The following is a 20542-nucleotide window of genomic DNA, read 5'->3' as shown; positions in this document are numbered from 1 at the left end:
GCCTGTCTGCCCTGCTCCGGCCGCTCACATCCACAGGGCGGCTCAGCTTACACTCCGCCCGAACTTTCACAGGGGCCGGAGCCAGGTGGGCACGTCCAAGACGACTTTCGATGCGGTGGTGGTGGGCTCGGGTGCGTGCGGCGGCTGGGCCGCCAAGCAACTCACGGAGGCGGGGCTGCGAGTCCTCGTCCTCGAAGCGGGCCGCACCGAGCGCGCCGACCGGATGCTCTGGCTCTGGCACCGGCTGCGCCAGAAGCTGCTCCGCTACCGCACGGAGACGGACGCGCAGCGCAAGGCCCGCCAGTCCGTGCAGTCCACCACCTTCGCGTGGCCCTTCCACCCGCACGCCTTCGTGGACGACGTGGACAACCCCTACACCACGCCGGAGGGCCAACCCTTCACCTGGATTCGCGCGCGGCAGGTGGGCGGACGCACCTCGGTGAAGGCGCATGGCCGCCAGTTCTACCGGCTGTCCGACTTCAACTTCAAAGCCGGCAGCCATGACGGGCACGGGCCGGACTGGCCGCTGTCACTCGCGGACCTCGCCCCGCACTACGAGACGGTGGAGCGGTGGATGGGCATCCGCGGCAACTCGGACGGGCTGGACACGCTGCCCGACTCCGTCTTCGCCGAGTCCATTCCCCTCACGTCCGCGGAGCAGCGGCTGAAGTCGCAGGTGGAGCGCCGCTGGCCCGAGCGCCGCGTCGTCGCCCGCCGCACCTCCACCGCCCCCGTGACGATTCCGGCCGCACTGAAGACGGGCCGCCTCACGCTGCGCGCGCACGCGGTGGTGAACCAGGTCCTCCACGACGCGAAGACGGGCCGCGTCACTGGCGTCAGCTACCTCGACGCGGAGACGGGCAAGTCATACGAGGCCCATGGCCGCATCGTCGTGCTCGCGGCGGGCACGATTGAGTCCACGCGCCTGCTGCTCAACTCACGGAGCAGCGCCTTTCCGGACGGGCTGGCGAACTCCTCGGGGCAGCTTGGCCGCAACCTGATGGACCACACGTACCTGCTGGGCATCGAGGCGAAGATGAACCTGCCCGCCGACCAGCAGCGGCAGGAGCAGAGCTGGGCGTACATCCCCCAGTTCCGCAACGTGGCCACGCGGGAGCAGGGCTTCGCGCGCGGCTACGGCGTGCAGGTCTTCACCTTCGGAGACAGCTGCCACTTCGTTCCCTTCGGGGAGATGGTGCCGCGCGCGGAGAACCGCGTGACGCTGAGCCCCACGGTGAAGGACCGTTGGGGCATCCCCGCCGCGCACATCGACTGCAAGCACTCGGCGAACGAATTGAAGATGACCGAGGACGCGGTGGCGTCGTGCCAGGAGATGATGAAGGAGGCCGGCTTCACGGTGGAGAAGGTCAACGACACGCTCTCCACGCCGGGCATGGCCATCCACGAGGTGGGCACCGCGCGCATGGGCACGGACCCGAAGACGTCCGTGCTCAACGCCCACAACCGGAGCTGGGACGTGCCCAACCTCTTCGTCACGGACGGCGCCTGCTTCCCCTCGCAGGGCCCGCAGAACCCGACGCTGACGATGATGGCCATCACCGTCCGCGCCTGCGCCTACATGGTCGACGAGCTCAAGGCCGGACGGCTGTGAGCCTCACGCCTCACGGCGTCCCGATGAGCCCGTGCTCGCGGGCCGGTCGCACCGGGCGATGAGCTTCACGGTGGCGACCAGGGCCGACGGGCTCGCATGCCGGGTCGCATCAGGCCATGAGCGTCACGGCTTCGTGAGGCCTCACTCGCAAACGTAGTCGTACTGGTACGTGGTCGCCGGAGCACTGGGCCCGGGGCCGGCGCTGTCCACCCTGGAGAGGAGACGCCCGTCCTCCGCGTACCGGTACGCGGAGAAGCGCTGCGACTCGGTCCAGGCGCCATCCTTCGGCGTCCACGTTGTCATGTCGGCGCCGAGCAGGCGGTCGTCGGGCCCGTAGGAGTACACCACCCGGCGCTTCTCCTTCACGCCGCTCGCCTCGGAGGCATCCACCTCGTAGTGCACCAGCAGTCCCCGGACGCCGTACGTCCATCGCTCCTCGAGCAGCCCACCCTGACTGACGTACCGGACGAGCCGGCCCTGAGAGAGCTCCTTCAGCCAGAGCAGCTGTCCGGCCGAGGTGCGCTTCACCTCGGTCAGCTCCCCGGCCGCGTCGTAGCGGCGCTCCTCTTCCCACGAATAGTCGCTCGTCCAGTGCCCATCCAGGTCGAAGGACGTCCCCGTCCCGCCGGTGATGCGGCCCTCGGCATCCAGGGTGTACTGGTGCGGCAGGCGCGCCAGGTCCTGCTTCCCGTACCTCGGCACCATCACCGCGCCGACCAGCAGGTCCCGCTCATCGCGCTCCAGCATCAGGGTGGAGTTGAAGAAGTTCGTCACGAAGTCCCGCTCGACGAGGCGGCCCTTCGGGTCTCGCTTCCAATCCGCGACGGCGTAGCTCGACGCCTCATGGAAGCCCCACCCACGCCGCAGAATCCGGTGGCAGGCGTCGTAGGTATACCCGTCGTACCTGCCGTGCCTTTCGGAGGCCACATCGAAGGAAGTGAGACGCCCGGACGCGTCGTGCCCGAGCACGTACGCCACCTCCTCCGGGGACGCGGTGTCCCGGACCTGACACGGGCGGGGAACCTCCCGCCGGGCATGTGCGGGACGAAAGGCATCACACCCATCCGGTGACAGCTCGCAGGCGGCGCGCGCGGGCCGTTCGTCGAAGAGGTCTTCGGTGGGCATCCGGCCCAGGTCAGGTTTCGGACAGGAGTCCTCCTCGGTGACGGGCGGCGGCTCCTCCTGGACGTCGTCAGGCTCCTCTGGCGGGGGCTCTACATCGGGCCGGGGCTCCACGTCGGGCGGAGTCTCCTCGTCAGGAGGGAGCACCACCTCCGTGCCCGTGTTCTCCACCGTCTCGGAAGAACACCCGGCTGCGCCCAGGAACACCGCCACACCGAAAGACGCCACCCACGCCCGCCGAACCATCCCAACCTCTTCCGCCGCCAACTGGGGCGAAGGTGGAGACGCCCCTCCTCTGTATCAAGTCCCTGAAGGGTCCAGCGCCTGACAGGAGCAGCCTGGAGGCACGCTCTGCCTGCCGGGAGACACGCGTCACCCGTGTCCGGCAATCACCCGGGATGCGTCATGGCCGCGCCCCTGAGAATCAAGGTCATCCGAGACGGAGCCCTCGCCAGCAGTCACCTGCGCGTCGAGAAGCCTTGCGCTGACCCGCTAACGCACTGCCCGGAGTCCGTGGAGCGACGCACCCACGAGCAGCACGAAGGCCGCCACCAGCGCCACCGGCCCGAGCCAGTCCCCCCAGGCCAGCGCGAGCGACGACAGCGGCGCCGTCACGGGCACGCGCATCACGAGCCCCGAGCGCTGGTTGTCATCCACCTCGGCCACCACCGTGCCCGTGGCGTCGATGAGCGCGGACACGCCCGAGTTCGTCACGCGCACCTGGGGCCTGCGCGTCTCGATGCTGCGGAAGGCCGCGTGCGCCAGGTGCAGCCGGGGCGCGGGCGTGCCGGAGAACCACGAGTCATTGGACAGGGTGAGCAGCAGCTCCGCGCCCTGCCGCACGCCGTCGGCGACGAACGAGGGGAAGATGGACTCGTAGCAGATGAGCGGCGCCACGGAGAGCGAGCGCCCGTCGCGCAGCCGGAAGCTCACGGCCTTGGGACCGGGGCCCCGCTTCCACCGCCCTGTCCAGGGCAGCCACTCGCGCAGCGTGGGCGAGTCGATGGCGTCTGGCACCCACTCCGTCAGCGGGAAGAGCATCGTCTTCCGGTACGCGGTGCGCTCCAGCGTGTCACCGCGAGCGGAGGGCCCCAGGAACATGGCCGCGTTGAACTCGCGCTCGCCCTCCAGGTCATACGAGCCGAAGACGAGCGGCACGCCGCGCTGGGCGACGTAGCCGGCAATCTCGGCATCCAGTTCCGCGCCCGCCTCGCTGCGGGGAGTGCCGAAGGTGGTGGGGTACACCGTCTCCGGCCACACCAGCAGGTCCACCGGGCCGCCGCGCAGCAGTCCATCCGACAGCTCGTAGTGCGTGTCGAGAATCATCCGCACCACTTCGTACGTGCCGCGCTCGGCCTTCAGCTTCTCGTAGTTGGTGATGTTGGCCTGCACCGCGCCCACCACGAGCCCGGCCTCGCTGCGCGTCGCCGCCGTCACCTGCGAGTACCGGAACGCCCCATACCCCGTCAGCGACAACACCAGCACCACGGCCAGGGCCACGGGAGCCGCCACGCGCCGCCGCGCACCCGGAAGACGCAGGGAGCGCAGCGCCGCGAGCACGCACTCGTTGACGAGCAGGAGCACCAGTGTGAGCCCGGGAGCACCCGCAACATCCGCGCCCTGCCGCGACCACTCCTGGGTGACGAGCCCCAGGCCCAGCGTGTCCGCGAAGAGCTTCGGCGCGAACCACTCCACGCCCACGTATACGAGCGCCGTCACCACGGGAGGCAGCCACGCCAGCCGCGTCCCAGCCCCCTTCCCCGCCCCGACACTCGAGCCGATGACAGCTGCACCGTCCTGCACCGCGCCCACCACCCGCCGAGCGAAGTAACGTGCCAGCGCCGCGAGCGGGAACTGGAGCTGCACCACGGGCGACATCAACAGCAGCGCGAGCCAGCACACCCACAGCGGGGCCTGCGAGTACGCCTGCACCGAGCCCGCGAACCAGCCAAACACCGCCGCGGAGAACATCGCCCCCAGCGCCAGCCCGAGCCCCAGCGCTTCACGCGCCGAGCGGGCCCGGTCCACCCCCGCCAGCCACGGTACCAGCGCCACCCACCCGAGCAGCGTCCACGGCATCCGCAGTCCGGAGAACAGCGCCAGCATCGCGGTGGTCGCCACGATGCCGAGCAGCGCCACGGCCAGCCGCCGAGAGCGGCCCGCAACCACGCCCGAATCCCTCACGGCGCGGCTCCCAGCCGCCAAGAACGGCCCGCGCTCACTGCCGAGTCCATCACTGTGCGGCTCCCAGTCGCCGCGAGCAGCCCGCTCCCGAATCCCTCACGGTGCGGCTCCCAGCCGCGAGCAGTCCGCACCCACTGCCAAATCCATCACGGTGCGGCCCCGGCCTCGGAGCCCGCGGGCAACTGGAGCATCTGGATGGGCAGCCCCGGAGGCGCCATCTCCTCGGGCACCACGCGGTTCTCCGGCAGCGGAATCGGCTCGCCCGTCTCGTCCGTCGGCGCGTAGTCGGGATGGAACATCAGGATGGCGGACACGCGCTCGCCGTCGTCGGTGGACTGGTAGTGGCGCACGAAGCCGGGCGGCAGCTCGAAGTCTTCAGGGACGACGATGCCGCGCTTCATCGGCTTGGTCCCCGGCCGGTAGAGCTGCGTCCCCGTGGGGCCGGTATACAGCTGCTCCGGCTCGGGAAGGGGCGCGGGCTCCTCCACGCCGGGGGCCACCACCGGCTGCGCGGGCCGGGCGACGGGACGCGGCCTCGGCGTCGGAGCCTGGGCCACCATCGGTGGCTCGGAAGGAGCGGGCGCCTCGACGAGCGGCGGCGCCTCCACCTCCACGTCCGAGGAGAGCAGCCAGACGCTCAGCGCGACGCACAGGACGGTGAAGACGAGCGCACCGCCCACGAGCCACAGACCCACGCCGCTGCTGGAGCGGGCGGGCGCGACATGCGTGACGCCGTCCTTGTCGACGCGTCGTTCTGGAGCTGGGTGTTGCGGCCTCATGCTCGCCCGCGGACCTCCGGGCTGCGTATGCTACGGAGCCACCCCCGCCGAGGCAATCCGGCCCCCTCCGGTCCCGCCCCTCTCGCTCGCCCCCCATGAGCTCTTCGTCCCCCCTCCCCGCCGAGCCCCTGAAGTATCCCAGTGCCGCCAGCGCTCCCGACCCCGAGCGCTTCACGGTGCACGCCTGGTCCCAGCCCCTGAGGGGACTCGCACTGGCGGCGCGTCTCGTGGCGCTGGGCTGCCTGCCCTTGTTCAGCGGCTGGCTCGTCATGGACATCCTCACGGCCGGCCTGCCGTCCGCGTTGCCGCTGCGCGGCCTGGGACTCGGAGTGGCCCTGCCGTGGGTCCTCGCCACGGTGCTGCGGTGGAGCGCCCACGCGACGGCGGAGGTGGAGGCCACCCAGCTCGTGCTCGCCCTGCGCAGCGGCGCGCGGATGGAGCTTCCCTACGACGCAATGGAGTCCGTGCGCCCCTGGAAGCTGCCGCTGCCGGGCCCCGGGCTCTCGCTGCGCATGAAGTCGGGCCGCGCCTTCGCGTACGGCCTGGAGACCGAGGACGCGGCGCCGTTGCTCGAGGCGCTCGGCCGGCACGCGACGCTGGGAGAGGCCGGTTCCCACGCGCTGGTGCGCTACGCCCAGGAGCGACATGCGCTGTGGCGCCGGCGCTGGTACCACGTGGTGGGCAAGCACCTCGTGTACCCCCTGCTGCCCACGGCCATCATCTTCCAGCTGAACCAGCGCATCACCTTCGGCAGCCCCTTCGGCGAGTACCAGTACTTCGGGCTCGCGGCGTACCTGCGCGCCTTCGGTCGCGACTTCCTCCAGGTGGCCCCCTTCTTCCTGCTGGCCGCCTGCCTCTTCCGCGTGCTGGTGGAGGCGGTGTCGCTCCTGGCGGCGTGGCTCACGCCGTCCCGGGCGCGAGGCGCGCGACGCGGCGCCGAGTGGCTCGGCCGGCTCACCTACTACGTGGGCCTGCTGGCGCTCCTCGCCGCGCGACTCCTGAGCTGACCCTGGAAACAACAAGGCCCCCGACCCGTGTGGAGGTCGGAGGCCCTGGTGTTGCGCTCACCCGCGGTGCGCGGGTGCGGGCATCACGGCGTGGCGGGATTGAACTTCGCGGACTCCCAGCCCATCTTGTCGTGGCCGTTCTTGTTCCAGTCGGGGTTCTTGCCGCCCGGCATCTGGGCGTCGGTGAACTGCGGCGCGCCCGTGCCGGAGCCCGAGCCCGAGAAGATGCTCACGCTGATGGTGCTGCCCAGGTAGGTCGGGTGCGTGTTGTCCGACTGGATGTAGTCGTAGCTGGTGCTCGCGTTGACGAAGTGCGTGTTCGCGTCGCGCAGCGTGCCGCGCAGCGTGGAGCTGATGCGGGTGACGTACGCGTCCTCGGTCTCACCGGCGCGGTAGCGCAGGGCGTCCGAGTCAACCTGGCCGTCGCCGTTGGAGTCGTACTCCGCGCCCATCATCTCCGCGAACGAGTCCGCGCACTGGAAGCCGTAGCGCGCCGCCAGGTTGCAGGTCCGCCAGTTGCTGCGCGCCAGCAGCGGCAGGAACTTGGTCTGCTTGTTGATCTTCTGCCCCGTGGCCGAGTCCGTGCAGTTGGTCAGCACGTTGTCCGCGGCAAAGCCCGGGTAGTAGATGTTGGAGACGATCTTCACCTTCGCGGTGGTGGCGTACTGGTTGATGGCCTGCATGGCCCGCTCGGTGTACGTCGTGCAGGCGGCCAGCGCGCTCTCCAGGCCGGCGTAGCTGCACGTGCCCGACTGGTCCGTGAAGGCGCTGCGGGCCTGCAGGAAGTCGTTGCCGCACATCTCGAACATCACCGCGCGCGTGGTGGCCGCCTGCATGTACGAGCGCTCGGAGACAATCTTGTTGTTGTAGATGTCGTCCGCCTTCGCGCCAGACTTGGTGCGGCGGATGACCTCGATGTCCGTGTTCCACTTCTGAGCGAGGTACTCGCCCTGCACCACCGGCGCCGCGCGACGACCCACGCTGCCAATGCCGCCGTTGTAGCCGGCATAGATGGAGTCGCCGTAGGCCACCACGCGATACTTCGTCGTGGCGGTGGACCGGTCGATGGTCCACGACGTGTTCTGGTTGATGGTGCTGGCCATCGCGCTACCGCCGACCGTGAAGGCCGCGCACATGGCAACGATGGACTGCCCGCTGAGACGGAAGGACATGCCCCGCTCCTTTTTCTACCCGTGGGGGTTGTTGGGGGAGCGGCAAGGTACACGCAGTTGATTCGCAAATCACTCCGATTCCGGAATAACGCGTCATGTCAGAAATATTGGGCAACATTACGCCCAGGCCTTGCCGCAGTGCGGTGTCGCATTTCTGACGCGGCGCAATGTTTGACGCGGTGTTTCATGGTGTCTCACGGAGCCCTGGAGTGCGCGGCGTGAAGCAATCCCAAGGAGTCCGAGCGTTGGCGCAGTGGCTGCTCCTGGGAGGGCTGGTGGGAGCGGTGTGCGGCGTGGCGTCGGCGGTGTTCCTGTACCTGCTGGACGAGGCCACGCGCTTCCGCGAGTCCCACGAGGCGCTGGTGTACGCGCTGCCGCTGGCGGGGCTGGCGCTGGGGGCGCTGTACGGGCGGTGGGGAGCCCCCATCCGCGGCGGCAACAACCTGGTCCTCGACGCGGTGCACGAGGGCGACACGCAGGTGCCGCTGCGGCTGGCGCCGATGGTGTTGGTGGGCACGGTGCTGACGCACCTGTTCGGAGGCAGCGCGGGCCGCGAGGGCACGGCGGTGCAGATGGGCGGCAGCCTCGCGGACGCGCTGGCACGGCGGTTCCGGGTGGGGCCTGAGACGCGGCGCGAATTGCTGGCGGCGGGAATCGCGGGAGGGTTCGGCTCGGTATTCGGCACGCCGGTGGCGGGGGCGGTGTTCGGGCTGGAAGTCGTCGTGGTGGGGCGGATGGGGTACGAGGCGCTGCTGCCGGCGCTGGTCTCCGCGGTGGTGGGGGACCTGGTGACGCGGGGGCTGGGAATCGGCCACACGGTGTATCCGGTGCCGGGGGCGTTGCCGCTGACGGCGTGGGTGCTGGCGAAGTGGCTGGTGTTCGCGGTGGCGGTGGCGGCGGTGGCGGTGGTGTTCGTGGAGCTCACGCACCGGCTGAAGAAGGTGTCGGAGCAGAGGGTGCCGTGGCTGCCGCTGCGGATGGCACTGGGGGGCGTGGCGGTGGTGGGGCTGTGGAAGCTGTCGGGGACGAGCGACTACCTGGGCCTCGGAGTGCCGGGGATTCTGCGAGCGTTCGAAGACCCGGCGCTGCCGGTGTCGGCCTTCGCGTGGAAGCTGGTCTTCACGGCGGTGACGCTGGGAGCGGGGTTCCTCGGTGGAGAGGTGACGCCGCTGTTCTTCATCGGTGCCGCGCTGGGGAACGTGCTAGCGAGGTTGCTGGGGTTGCCGGTGGACCTGGGCGCGGCGGTGGGCATGGCGGCGCTGTTCGCGGCGGCGGCGAACACGCCGCTGGCGTTGTCCATCATGGCGGTGGAGCTGCTGGGAGCGAGCGTGCTGCCCCACGTGGCGATTGTGTCCACGGTGGCGTACCTGCTCACGGGGCACCGGGGCATCTACCCCGCGCAGCGGATTGCGAGGCTGAAGCACGGCGGCCCGCTGCTGCGGAGACTGGTGCCACTGCGCGAACTGCCCGGGGAGGACCCCGTGGACCGCGAGCCCCCCGGACCACGAGAGCCCGGGGAGCGAAGCGGAGGCTGAGGGCTACTGCGGGTAGTGGTAGACGCGGCCGTTGTCGCCCACCATCCAGAAGTCGCTCACCGAGGTCATCGCGATGTCATACAGCGGCACGTCCACCTCGGACGGATCGCCTGAATCAATCGGCGTAATCATCGGAGCGCGGGCCCAGCCAGCCGTCGTCCTTCGACGGAGCTTGCCGGGGCTGCCCTTGTCGACGACATACACGACGTCGAGGCCCGGCGGCGTCACCACGCTGCTGAAGTCTGTCGCGGGCCCAGGTGGCACGGGCAGGCGACTCCAGGCCTGCGCTCCGTTCCACCTCCAGAGGGCGCTCCCATCTCCCGCCGCATAGGCCAGACTGGAAGACCCCATCCACAGTGCATTCACACCGCCTGCGGTTGTGGGACTGAGCGTATGCGCCACCTCCGTCGAAGGGGCTCCATTGGCATACTCGGCGATGAATTGAGTCCCAGCTCCCCCTCCGGCCTTGCCTGCAACGAGAAGAAGGTTCGGGTCCACGGCATGAATGGCGTTATAGGCACCAATAGTATCCCGTCGTTCGACGGGGGGGCTCCCGGGCACCCAGGTGAATAGACGCGCATCGGTACTGACGAGGTAGAGCGTGGTCACCCCGCCCACCTCGAAGCCCACCATGCCTGTCACATTGCCCGAGCCAGGAGCGTCCTCCGAGTTGATGCAGGCAGTCCCCGTGTGCTCGGCCACACGGCCACCTTCGCCTGCCAGGAACACGTGGCCGTCCGACGGCCTTACCCAGGCCGCATACCAATCCCAGTCACCGCAGTGAGTCGGGTTGGCCGGCACCTCACCAAAGCTATGGCTTTCGAATGCAGCGGCAGCCGTCGCCTTCCTGGCCAACTTGCCGCCCAAGCCCGCGATCCACACCGGATACCCGTCGGTGGGGTCCACCGCCACCGTCCTCCAGTCATGGCCGTCGCCGCCGGTAGCACTGTTGTAGACCCGCCCAAGGCGACCGAAGCCACCACAGGTCGTCAAGCCGTCGTCCAGCAGTCCATTGCAGTTGTTGTCGATGGCGTCACAGACCTCCGTCCCCATCGACTTCGTGCCGTTGTCCGCGTCATCGCAATCCAGGGCGTTCGCCACCTTGTCGGTGGGGATGGCATCACCAGCGCAGACCTTCTGCGCCACACCGTCCGAAGCCCCCTGCTCGTCGTCGTCCACGTCCGGGTAGTACAGCGTCGGCGGCTGCGCATTGCAGGCCGTCTGGGTGTCATTCGACGTGTCGCAGACGTAGATCCCACCGCAAGTGTCGGTAAGGCAGCTGCCACCCTTCGGCTGGGCACCCGTCAGGAAGGTTTCATCCGCACCGCCGACGCAGTTGTCATCCCGGTTGTTGCACTTCTCCACCGCGCCAGGCTTGACCTCCGCATTCCCGTCGTCACAGTCGAAGTTGTTGCCAGTCACGCGCACGTGCCCGGCGATCTGGTCAGCGCAGCTCAGCCTGAGCTTGCTCTGCGCTCCGAAAGTGTCGCCGTCCTCGTCTCCGTACCATTCCTTGTTGAAGCCCTCGTCCGTCTGACTGTTGCAGTTGTCGTCGACGTCGTTGCACGCCTCCGTCTTGTCCGGTGAGGCGTTGGCATTCCCGTCGTCGCAGTCGCCCTGACGGGCCACATGCCCCGAGGGCGCCGTGCAAGCCAGGACGGTTGGGCCCGCCCCCACACCGTCACCGTCTCCGTCACGATAGAACTCCGACCGGGGCAGCCCATTGTCGATGCCGTCCTTGCAGTCGTTGTCCAGGCCATCGCAGAGCTCGGGGCTGCCCGGATAAACCGAGGCCACCGAATCATCACAGTCGTCCTTCACGGTGGCGTAGCCGGTCGGCACCGTTCCGCAGAAGGGCCTCGCCACGGCATCCGGCGCCGCGTGTCCGTCCTGGTCTGCGTCCACGTAGCCCAACGTCGGAGCGCCTGCATCGCAGACGAACTCCTCACAGAAGCCACTGATACACGTCTGCCCCTCACCGCACGCGTGCTGCGCGTTGCAGGCGCGCGGCTGCTCCTGTTCGAGTTCCTCCAGGCTCGGCACGGTGCACGCGGCAAGCCCCAGTCCCAGCACCACGCTCCACGAACCCAGGCGCTTCATCGCGCACCTCCCTCTGCCGTGGCCGTTCCCGACTCACCCATCAGGAGCCACGTCACCACCGCTCCGGCCACCGCCGCGCCCGCCGTGCCGAAGAGGACGTTGGCCGTCTTCGCGCTGCGCTGCGCCTGACCGTGATGCACCTCCAGGTCATCGTAGAACTGCGCCCCTCGCGCGGACTCCAACTGGCTCCGGGACGACAGCCCGAACACAGTCCCCGCGCCTCCGGCGGCAACTCCGGCCCCCAGCAGCACCATGCTCACCACGGGCACCCGGCGCGTCCACGACGCCCGAGCCTCCGTCTGCGTCGCAAGCTCCTCGGGGTGGGACGGCACCAGCTCCGGCCGCGCCACCTCCCGAGGCTCCGGCGTCAACGGCTGGACCGGCGTGGGCTCCACAGCAGTCCCGGCCTCCGGTCCCGGATCCACGGGCCGCGACTCCGCGAGCCTCGGCGAGTCCTTCCGCTTCCGGGCCAGCTCCGCCTGGACCTTCGTGCGCTGGGACTCGAACTCGCGCGCCACCTTGGGAGAGACGCGGAGGGGCAGCTTCGCGTCAGGCTTGAGCACGAGCGCGGACCAGAACGCTGCGCGGGCCGCCTCGGCTCTACCCAGGTCGGCGCTGATGATGCCCTGGTAGAGAGAGCAGGTGACCTCCTCTTCCACGCCGTGTGGCACCTTGCTGGCGCGTTCGAGTTCTTCGAGCGCCAGCTCGTACTCAAGGTCCTCGTAGAGGCGCACGGCCTCGGAGATGTGACGTTCGAACCCACCTTCGGCTCGTGCCGCGCTCAGTGGAACGAACCACAGGCACACGGCGAGCGTCAGGCATTTCCCCCACAGACAGGCCTTGGACATGCCTGGATTCTAAGGCATTCCTCCAGACCGGGAAGAAACGGCTGCACGCTCCAGGTCGAGTCCGGGTGAGGAGCCCATGCCCCGGCGGAGACAGGGCTGGAAGCCTGCTGCCTGCCACTCTCCACCACCGCTCCCGTCCACCACGGCTCGGGAGCGGAGCAACGGAAGAGGCTACTGAGGGTAGTGGTAGACGCGCCCGTCGTCGCCCACCATCCAGAACTCGCCCACCGACGTCATCGCGATGTCGTACAGCGGCTTGTCCACATTGGGCGGGTCCGCCTGGTCAGCCGGCGTAATCACCGGAGCGCGGGCCCAGCCGAACTGAGTCTTTCGACGGAGTCTGCCGGGGCTGCCCTTGTCGACGACGTAGATGACGTCGAGGCCCGGCGGCGTCACCACGCTAGAGAAGCTCACCGCTGTCCCAGGTGCCGCAGGCTGGAGGTTCCAGCCCTGCGTCCCGTTCCACCTCCAGAGGGCGCCTCCATCTCCCACCGCATAGGCAAGATTGGAAGACCCCATCCACAATGCATTCACACCGCCTGACACCGTGCTGCCAAGCGTATGCGCGACATCTGTGCCCAGGACACCATTGGCATACTCGACAATGGATTGAGTCCCAGCCCCCCCTCCGACCGTGCCTGCGACGAGGAGAAGGTTCGGGTCCACGGCATGGATGGCGTAATAGGCACCACCGGCATCCCGTTGTTGAACGGGGGGGCTCCCGGGCACCCAGGTGGATAGACGCGCATCGGTATTGGCGAGATAGAGCGTGGTCACTCCATTCACCTCGAAGCCCACCATGCTCGTCACATTGCCCCCGCCAGGAGCGTCCTCCGAGTTGATGCAGGCAGTCCCCGTGTGCTCGGCCACACGGCCACCTTCGCCCCCCAGGAACACGTGGCCGTCGGACGGCCTCACCCAGGCTGCATACCAATCCCAATCGCCGCAGTGGGTGCTGGTGGGCGGCGTCTCACCAAAGCTATGGTTTTCGAAGGCCGTCGCAGCCGCCGCCTTCCTGACCAGCTTGCCGCCCAGGCCCGCGACCCACAGCGGATACCCGGCAGTGGGGTGCACCGCCACCGTCCTCCAGTCATGGCCGTCGCCGCCGGTAGCACTGTCGTAGACCCGCCCAAGGCGGCCCAGGACTCCGCCACAGGTCAAGCCTTCGTCCAACTGTCCATTGCAGTTGTTGTCGATGGCGTCGCAGACCTCCATCCCCATCGACTTCGTGCCGTTGTCCGCGTCATCGCAATCCAGGGCATTCGCCACCTTGTCGGTGGGAATGGGGTCATTGGCGCAGACCTTCTGCGCCACACCGTCCGAAGCCCCCTGCTCGTCGTCGTCCACGTCCGGGTAGTACAGCGTCGGCGGCTGCGCATTACAGGCCGTCTGGGTGTCATTCGACGTGTCGCAGACGTAGATCCCACCACAAGTATCGTTGAGGCAGCTGCCACCCTTCGGCTGGGCACCCGTCAGGAAGGTCTCATCCGCACCGCCGACGCAGTTGTCATCCCGGTTGTTGCACTTCTCCACCGCGCCAGGCTTGACCTCCGCATCCCCGTCGTCACAGTCGAAGTTGTTGCCAATCACGCGCACGTGCCCGGCGACCTGGTCAGCGCAGCTCAGCCTGAGCTTGCTCTGCGCTCCGAAAGTGTCGCTGTCCCCATCGCCGTACCACTCCTTGTTGAAGCCCTCGTCCGTCGCCCCGTCGCAGTCGTCGTCGACTTCGTTGCACTGCTCCTGCTTGTTGGGCGCCCGGTCGGGATTCGTATCGTCGCAATCGCCACCGGTGGCCACGAGCGTCGGAGGCGCCGCACACGCCAGGACCGGAGCCCCCGCGCCCACGCCGTCTTTGTCCCCGTCGACGAAGAACTCCGTCCGGGGCGACAGCCCCTCATCCAGCTGCCCGTTGCAGTTGTTGTCCAGGCCATCGCAGGCCTCATCCGTCCGGTCGGGCCTGGCGGCGTTGCTCCCGTCGTTGCAGTCCGTGCCGCCGTTCGCGGTAGGCACGAAGCCGTCGCCGTCCGCATCGGGCGTCACCAGCGTCAGCGTCTTCTGGGTCTGAACCCCCGTCCCGCTCAGGTCCAGCTCCTCCGTGCCATTGTCGACCTGCGCGCCATCGCATTTCTGCTCACGCGCGGTCACGATGAACTGGACCTTCTCCGGCCAGCCCTCCCTGCGGAGAACCGCGAACTTCAGCGGAGACTCCTTGTTCTCCAGCTCGGTGAGCTCGTGCCTGTCCAGTTCCTGGTTCGCCGCATCCAAGACCTGCACGACGAAGCAGCCCTTCTTGAAGCTGGCTGTGTAGTTGACCAGGACCTGGACCCCGGCCTGCTCTTCTTTTTTGTTACAGGCCAGGAACAGCACGCACAGGGCAGAAATGGCGACGTGACGCATGGGGCGGACTCTACCGCAGCACCCCGTCCGAAGCCTGCTTGTCAGCCCTCCCCCAAGCGCCCCTGTTTGCCGTCCTGCCGACATCTCACAGCCCGGGTGAAAGGAGCAGGCGTCCCTCCACCCGGGCTGCCGGGAAATCCCGGAGTCAGTGGCCAAAATTACAGTCCCGGGGTCCGCACCCCGGAGCCACGTCACTTACAGGTGAACGACCACCGGCACGTCCCGGACTGGCACTCGCGGTCCGCCGAGCACGCCGCCCCGCGGCCCTTCTTGTTCTGGCACTTGCCCGAGTTGAAGCCCCAGCCGCAGTACTGCCCGCCGCCGCAGTGCGAGTCGCTGTCGCACAGGCAGCTCCCCGTGGGATTCACGTAGCAGTCCGCGCTGCACCGGTCCGTGGTGCACTCGTTGTCGGACTTGCACGTCTGCCCATACGCCTTGGACCTCGGCGTGAAGCACCAGCCCACCGCGTCCGCGCAGCCGCCGCACTCACCGGACTGGCACTGCCCATCCCGGCTGCACGACACGTGGTCCGCCTTCTTCGCCACGCAGTCGTTGTCCCCCGGGTTGCCCGGAATCTCGTCCTGGCAGTACGCCGCCTGGCCGCAGTCCCCGTCGTCGTTGCACACGCAGCGCCCGTCGAACGTGTTGCACAGCACGGAGGTGCACTGGTCGCTGATGCACTCGGCGTCGAAGCGGCAGCCCTGGTTCAGCACCTTGCTGTCCGGCGCGTAGTGCGCGCCGCACACCGTGGGGTACGCATTCTCCCGGTCCTCCGGCTTCACCCACGGCGCCACGCCGCTGGTGTCGATGTCCAGCGCCGCGTCCACCATGCCGCCGCGCGGACCCGCGGCCCGCTCCCACATCCGGATGAACGTCTCCGCCGAGCTCTCCAGCGGCGCGGTGTTCGCCCCCAGGTTGCGCATGTCCCGCAGCAAATCCGGCAGCAGGCCCACGTGCGCCAGCCCCTGCTCGTCGAACGCCGTGCCCAGCCGCCCCGGGCCTTGCAGCTCCTGCTCGCGCGCCTGCGCATCCGCCTCCGCCTGGAAGCCCGCCGAGCACGCGCCGTTCGGCCCGAAGCGCGGCCGCGTCTGCTGGATGAAGCCATTGAAATCCGCGCCGAACGCCATCGGCAACTTGAGCCCCTGCCGGCCGTACTCGTACGCCTGCGCGAGGGAGCGGCTGGAGCCCTGGCAGTTGTTGGCGATGCCGGACTTCGTATACGTGCGCGTCTCGTCATGCGCCGTGCGCAGGCCGAACATGCCGCCCGTGCGCCGCAGCAGCTGCGCCACCCACGCGGGCGTCGTCTTCTCGTCGTCCGCCAGCTTGCCGTTCATCACCTCGCGGAAGTGGCCGTGGCTCACATAGAGCGGGTAGTACTGGTTCCGCTCGGCCACCGCGTACGCGTCGCGGATGCCCTTCTCGGACAGGTGCGCCAGGTCGATGAGCATCCCCTTGTTCATCATCGCCTGGATGAGCTGCTGGCCCTCGGCGGTGAGGCCGCGCACGTTGCGGCACTGCGAGTCCACGTCGAAGCCCAGGGTGAGCCCGCCCACGGTGAGCCCGCAGTCCGAGTCGATGTGACAGTTCTCCAGGAACTGCGCCGCCTGGAAGATGGCGTTGTGCGGCGCCGCGCCACCGAAGCGGTTGTCCAGCTGGTGCACCGGCTGCAGCGTGCGCACGCCCAGCGCGTGGAAGCGGTTCAGCTCGGCCTGCCAGTCGGCGACGCCGAACAGGCGGCTCGACTCAATCGACAGCACCATCGCCAGCTTGCCCTCGGAGATGATGCGCCGGGCGTCCGCGGGCGTCAGCGCCAGGTCCACCCAGTCGCGGGTGGTGGCGAAGTCGCGCGCCTTCTGGAGCTGCACCTCCACGTCCACCATCTCGTCACACGGGCGCGTGCGGTTCTGCGGCGGCAGCGCCTCGCAGAGGAACTTGTTGCTCACCGCCGACACCACCACCAGCGACATGCCGCCCTGGTGCGCCTGCCGCAGCCAGCCCTCCCACGACTGCTGGTGCGCAATCGTGTCCCAGCGGGGCCACTGCGTATTGGGGTTGCGCCGGCCGTCATGCAGGCCGGTGTCGCCCTGCGTGCCCTCAATCTTCCCGAGGAACTCCGAGCCCACCGCGCCGCCGATGCCGAACAGGCCCGCGAGAATGGGCACTCCGCTCAGGTCCACGCCGCCGGAGTTGGGGCACAGGTTGAGCAGCCCGCTCAAGTCCATGCGGACGCGCGCGTGGTCGCTCTCCGGCCACCCGCCGTCACACCGCGAGAGCGCGTCCGTGACGGTGCCGTGGAACCAGCCGCCGCCGAAGGCCTCCTCCGCGAACATGTGGTGGTGCAGCTCGGCGAAGCCTCCCACCCCCAGCTCCTGCGCGGTGGCGGACGTCGGCTCGAGCCGAGCCGCCTCGGCGGGCTCCTCCTGCGCGGGGGTACACGCCAGGGCCAGCGACAGGGCGACAGCGGAACAGCGTCTCCAGAGGCGGAGATGGGACACGGGGGCTCCCTTCAAGGTGGAACCCGCCACTTAGTGACAGCACGCACCCCGAGTTCAAGCCGTGCCGCGTCGGAGCGTGCACCCGTCGCCGAAACCCCGAGCCCCAGCTCGGAAGCGCGGAGGCCCGAAGGTCCTCAGGGCGCGGACTGCGAGGCCACCCGGCCGCCGGCTCCGGACGCCTGGGGCAGGACGCTCGCCTCGCGCTGGCGCAACGCGGGCGAGGCCACGGCGAAGCCCATGGGCAGCATGCGGAGGATGCGCTCACGCCGGTGCTGGGAGCTGGCCTGCCTGCGCTCCAGTTGCGCCTTCTCCGCGCGAGCCGCCTTGTCCAGCGGCGCGGGCCGGGCCGCCAGCGCGGCGAGCCGCTCCGCCACCGCCTCCAGCTCCCGGTCGATGAGCACCGGCTGGATGTTGCGCGCTTCCTTGCGCGCGCGGCCCACGGCGTTGTTCTCAATCCAGACGGGCAGCACGGCCACGTCCTCCAGCGTCACGGGCGCGCCCGGCTCGGGCCGCACCAGCGAGACACGGAGCAGCATGGAGTCGCGCTTGTCCCCGGCCGAGCCCTTGCCGCCGGGCACGTGGCGGTAGAAGCGGTCCTGGTTCGCCACCAGGTTGCCCAGCGAGTACGCGATGAGCCCGCGCCGCCCGTCCGCCGTGGGGTACGCCTCCAGCGGCTGGAGCACATGCGGGTGGTGGCCGATGACGGCCTTCGCGCCCGCCTCCAGCAGCGCGCGGCCCAGCTTGCGGTCATCCGGGTGCGGCGCGTCCTTGTACTCCAGGCCCCAGTGCACCAGGACGATGAGCGCGTCGCACTTCGCCGCCGCGGCGCGCACGGCGGCCTCGGCCTCGTCGGGCTTGAGGCCCCGCAGGTGCCGGTGCTCCGGGTAGGGCACGAAGGCGACGTGGGCCCCCACCTCGTCCTTCGGGTTGCTGAAGCCGTTGAGCCAGCGCGTGAAGGACAGGAAGCCCAGCCGCACCCCGCGCACGTCCATGAAGACGGGCTCCCACGCGGCGGACTTCGACGGCCCGGTGCCCGCGTGGCGGATGCCGGCCGCGTCCAGGTGGCGCAGCGTCTCCAGCAGGCCCGTGGGGTGCTGGTCCCTCGCGTGGTTGTTGGCGGTGGACACCACCTTCACCCCGGCGGAGGCGAGCGCCTGCGCCATGGCCGACGGAGCGTTGAAGAGCAGCTCACGCGTGACGGCCTTCTTGTTGTCGGTGACGGGCGTCTCCAGATTGACGACGCCCACGTCCGCGGTGCGCAGCACGTCGGTGACGGGCCCAAAGACGTGGTCCCACCCGTCGTGGTTGAGCGAGGGCGCCGCGCCACCCTCCGCCGGCTTCGCGCCCGAGCGCGCGTGCAGCGTGGCCACCCGCTTCACCTCGCCGTGCGGAATCACGTCCCCGCCGAACACGAGCTCCACGCGGGTGGGCGTGGCGGCGCACAGCACGGGCAGGAGCAGCAGCGCGGGAAGAGTCACCTGCGTGACATTAGTCCAGCCACCCGACTCGGAAGGAAGCCCCTCCGTCACGAGGGGTCCCGGGTGTGGATGACCCCGGGCCTACGCCTTCCGCGCGGGCCGCGCTAGCGAGTACCCCCCCGTCACCGGCGCCCCGCCTCCAGGGAGAAGCGGAGGACGTCCCGGTCCAGTGGGGTTTCGCTATTGCTGGTGAACGTCGCCGGGAAGACCCTGGCGGTGGCGTCAACGGGCCTGTCTCAATGGTCGTCCCGCAGGCTCCGCAGGACGCAGGTGTAGGGTATCGGCGCGCGCAGGCGCTCACTGGACACCCACACCGTGTAGCGCGTGGGGCTCAGCGGCTCGAAGGTCAGGACGGAGCGTGAAGGGGCCGGGGCGAAGCTGCCCGTCAGGCCCGCGCTCCTGCCCGGGTCGTCCCTCCACGACAGCCGGAGCTGGTCGTCCAGGCTCGTGGCGACCCACTCACACGTCAGCTCGTAGACGGCCCCGGGCTGCGCGTCGAAGACGAAGACGTCAACGTCCTCGCGAAGCTCGATGGCCCCCTGGACGGGCGTCTCCGAGACGGTGAGCACGGTGGCGTCCTCCGCCGTGTTGCCGTGCGCGTCCGGCCCCAGGCCCTCCACCGTCAGGAGGTACGCCCCCCATCCCCACAACCGAACGAAGTGGGTGCCGGCGGAGCGCGTCCTCCACAGGTCCGCGACCGAGGACTGCTGCGGCGGCGTCCCCGCCTCCGGCAGGAACAGGACGTTGCAGCTTCCCGAGCCCACCGTGACACAGCGCACGCGGTAGTAGTGCGCGGCCTCGAGCGTGAGCGAGAAGACGTCCGAGTCCCCCGGGGACTCGAGGGCGCCGGCCGCGCTGCTCACGGGCAGGCCCAGCACCGTCGCCCGGGCATTCGTGTCGCCATGGTCGTCCGAGCCCAGCCACTCGAAGCGGCACGTGTAGCCGGGCGTGAGGTCCTCGGGCGTCTCCCCCGGTGGCGCGAAGTCCGGGTGCGCGTACTCGATGGAGAGGAGCCTCGTGCCCGTGGCCTCGGCCTTGAAGACCAGGCGGGCCTGCCCCTCCAAGGGGCTCGCGGTGTTGTTCAGCGTGCTCGCGGACGTGGACAGGCGCCAGGCGAGGCGATCTCCAGGTCCCTCACAGGTGAAGCCGTAGATGCCCCCCTCGACGGCGGAGAACGAGAAGACGTCATGGTCACCCGGCCCCTGCAGCGTCCCGGAGAACGGCTCGGACGAGGGGCCCAGGCCGCTGGCCTCCTCGGGCCGGTCGCCGTGCTCGTCCACGCCGAAGCCCTGGAGCCGGTAGCGGAACGTGCCGAACCGCGCGCCAGGCTGGGGCAACAGCGGCACCACCATCGCGTAGTACGTGCCACGCTCGCGGACCTTGAAGGCGACGCCGAGCTCCTTGCCCGTCGCGCCGTTGATGGGAAGCCCGACGCGCCGCCCCTCCCCGTTCAGGATTCGCACGGTGCAGCTTTCGAGCGTGCGGCCCAGGCAGGCGAAGCGGTAGCGGTGGCCCTGCTCGACGGGGAAGGAGAAGAAGGCGGCATTCACCGCCGGCTCCCTGGGCTCGACGAGCTCGGCCTCGGAGAAGCCCCCGTTCACCGTCACCGGGGTGGCGACGCGCTGGATGAACTCCAGTTGCTTCGGGGTGAGGGTCCCGTCCTCCGCGAAGAAGGGGCACTCGGGGACGGTGCCCTCACGGCCCTCGCACGTGTAGTCGTCGCCGCAGGCGACGGACAGCAGGGCCATCATGCAAAGGACGAGGCCGCGAGCGCCGCGCTGCCCCAGGATTCCGAAAAGGTCTGCCATGAGGT

General features: G+C 69.4%; 13 protein-coding genes. 3 read left to right on the top strand and 10 right to left on the bottom strand.

Going from position 1 to position 20542, the window contains the following annotated elements:
• Positions 1 to 85 precede the first annotated feature (85 nt).
• Entirely contained in the window at positions 86 to 1612 is a 1527-nt protein-coding gene (locus G4D85_RS10955; RefSeq protein ID WP_164010909.1) for a GMC oxidoreductase, read from the top strand.
• A gap of 141 nt (positions 1613 to 1753) precedes the next feature.
• Here the strand turns inward: G4D85_RS10955 and G4D85_RS10950 are convergent, their stop codons facing one another.
• The 3 genes from G4D85_RS10950 to G4D85_RS10940 all read right to left on the bottom strand — a co-directional run bounded on the left by G4D85_RS10950 (position 1754) and on the right by G4D85_RS10940 (position 5697).
• Positions 1754 to 2980, bottom strand: a complete 1227-nt coding sequence (locus tag G4D85_RS10950; protein WP_164010907.1) for an RHS repeat domain-containing protein — start codon at positions 2978 to 2980, stop codon at positions 1754 to 1756.
• A gap of 246 nt (positions 2981 to 3226) precedes the next feature.
• The gene (gene lnt / locus G4D85_RS10945) at positions 3227 to 4918 is read right to left on the bottom strand and encodes an apolipoprotein N-acyltransferase (RefSeq protein ID WP_240359205.1); all 1692 of its coding nucleotides are present in this window, start codon (positions 4916 to 4918) and stop codon (positions 3227 to 3229) included.
• Positions 4919 to 5064: 146 nt separating this feature from the next.
• Positions 5065 to 5697 carry a hypothetical protein gene (locus G4D85_RS10940; protein WP_164010905.1) on the bottom strand — a complete coding sequence of 211 codons (633 nt, stop codon included), beginning with the start codon at positions 5695 to 5697 and terminating at the stop codon, positions 5065 to 5067.
• Positions 5698 to 5792: 95 nt separating this feature from the next.
• Between G4D85_RS10940 and G4D85_RS10935 the strand changes: the two genes are divergently transcribed.
• Positions 5793 to 6704 carry a hypothetical protein gene (locus G4D85_RS10935; RefSeq protein WP_240359204.1) on the top strand — a complete coding sequence of 304 codons (912 nt, stop codon included), beginning with the start codon at positions 5793 to 5795 and terminating at the stop codon, positions 6702 to 6704.
• A gap of 83 nt (positions 6705 to 6787) precedes the next feature.
• On the opposite strand, the gene G4D85_RS10930 is transcribed toward G4D85_RS10935, so the two are convergent.
• A complete protein-coding gene (locus tag G4D85_RS10930) occupies positions 6788 to 7876 on the bottom strand; it encodes an SGNH/GDSL hydrolase family protein (protein WP_164010902.1) in 1089 nt (362 codons plus the stop codon).
• 218 nt (positions 7877 to 8094) lie between these two features.
• On the opposite strand from G4D85_RS10930, the gene G4D85_RS10925 reads away from it, so the two are divergent.
• Entirely contained in the window at positions 8095 to 9411 is a 1317-nt protein-coding gene (locus G4D85_RS10925; protein WP_164010900.1) for a chloride channel protein, read from the top strand.
• Between the two features lie 3 nt (positions 9412 to 9414).
• Here G4D85_RS10925 and G4D85_RS10920 read toward each other — a convergent pair whose 3' ends face one another.
• The 6 genes from G4D85_RS10920 to G4D85_RS10895 all read right to left on the bottom strand — a co-directional run bounded on the left by G4D85_RS10920 (position 9415) and on the right by G4D85_RS10895 (position 20537).
• On the bottom strand, positions 9415 to 11511 hold the full coding sequence (locus G4D85_RS10920; protein WP_164010898.1) for a putative metal-binding motif-containing protein: 2097 nt from the start codon (positions 11509 to 11511) through the stop codon (positions 9415 to 9417).
• Positions 11508 to 12359, bottom strand: a complete 852-nt coding sequence (locus tag G4D85_RS10915; protein ID WP_164010897.1) for a hypothetical protein — start codon at positions 12357 to 12359, stop codon at positions 11508 to 11510. The genes G4D85_RS10920 and G4D85_RS10915 overlap by 4 nt, the downstream gene beginning before the upstream one ends.
• A 171-nt stretch (positions 12360 to 12530) precedes the next feature.
• The gene (locus G4D85_RS10910) at positions 12531 to 14756 is read right to left on the bottom strand and encodes a putative metal-binding motif-containing protein (protein ID WP_164010895.1); all 2226 of its coding nucleotides are present in this window, start codon (positions 14754 to 14756) and stop codon (positions 12531 to 12533) included.
• 191 nt (positions 14757 to 14947) lie between these two features.
• Positions 14948 to 17251, bottom strand: a complete 2304-nt coding sequence (locus tag G4D85_RS10905) for a membrane dipeptidase (RefSeq protein WP_164010893.1) — start codon at positions 17249 to 17251, stop codon at positions 14948 to 14950.
• Positions 17252 to 17385: 134 nt separating this feature from the next.
• Positions 17386 to 18729, bottom strand: a complete 1344-nt coding sequence (locus G4D85_RS10900; protein ID WP_164010891.1) for a CapA family protein — start codon at positions 18727 to 18729, stop codon at positions 17386 to 17388.
• 236 nt (positions 18730 to 18965) lie between these two features.
• Positions 18966 to 20537 carry a hypothetical protein gene (locus tag G4D85_RS10895; protein ID WP_164010889.1) on the bottom strand — a complete coding sequence of 524 codons (1572 nt, stop codon included), beginning with the start codon at positions 20535 to 20537 and terminating at the stop codon, positions 18966 to 18968.
• Positions 20538 to 20542: the final 5 nt, after the last annotated feature.

Source organism: Pyxidicoccus trucidator (genome assembly GCF_010894435.1).
Classification (GTDB): domain Bacteria; phylum Myxococcota; class Myxococcia; order Myxococcales; family Myxococcaceae; genus Myxococcus; species Myxococcus trucidator.
The sequence above is the reverse complement of the archived record's forward strand: the minus strand, read 5'-3'. Positions and strand labels throughout refer to the sequence as shown.

Bases quoted from the DNA above. Each gene is read 5' to 3' on its own strand.
- G4D85_RS10950 (WP_164010907.1), bottom strand. From the start codon at position 2,980: ATGGTTCGGCGGGCGTGGGTGGCGTCTTTCGGTGTGGCGGTGTTCCTG.
- G4D85_RS10940 (WP_164010905.1), bottom strand. From the start codon at position 5,697: ATGAGGCCGCAACACCCAGCTCCAGAACGACGCGTCGACAAGGACGGC.
- G4D85_RS10935 (WP_240359204.1), top strand. From the start codon at position 5,793: ATGAGCTCTTCGTCCCCCCTCCCCGCCGAGCCCCTGAAGTATCCCAGT.
- G4D85_RS10930 (WP_164010902.1), bottom strand. From the start codon at position 7,876: ATGTCCTTCCGTCTCAGCGGGCAGTCCATCGTTGCCATGTGCGCGGCC.
- G4D85_RS10920 (WP_164010898.1), bottom strand. From the start codon at position 11,511: ATGAAGCGCCTGGGTTCGTGGAGCGTGGTGCTGGGACTGGGGCTTGCC.
- G4D85_RS10915 (WP_164010897.1), bottom strand. From the start codon at position 12,359: ATGTCCAAGGCCTGTCTGTGGGGGAAATGCCTGACGCTCGCCGTGTGC.
- G4D85_RS10910 (WP_164010895.1), bottom strand. From the start codon at position 14,756: ATGCGTCACGTCGCCATTTCTGCCCTGTGCGTGCTGTTCCTGGCCTGT.
- G4D85_RS10895 (WP_164010889.1), bottom strand. From the start codon at position 20,537: ATGGCAGACCTTTTCGGAATCCTGGGGCAGCGCGGCGCTCGCGGCCTC.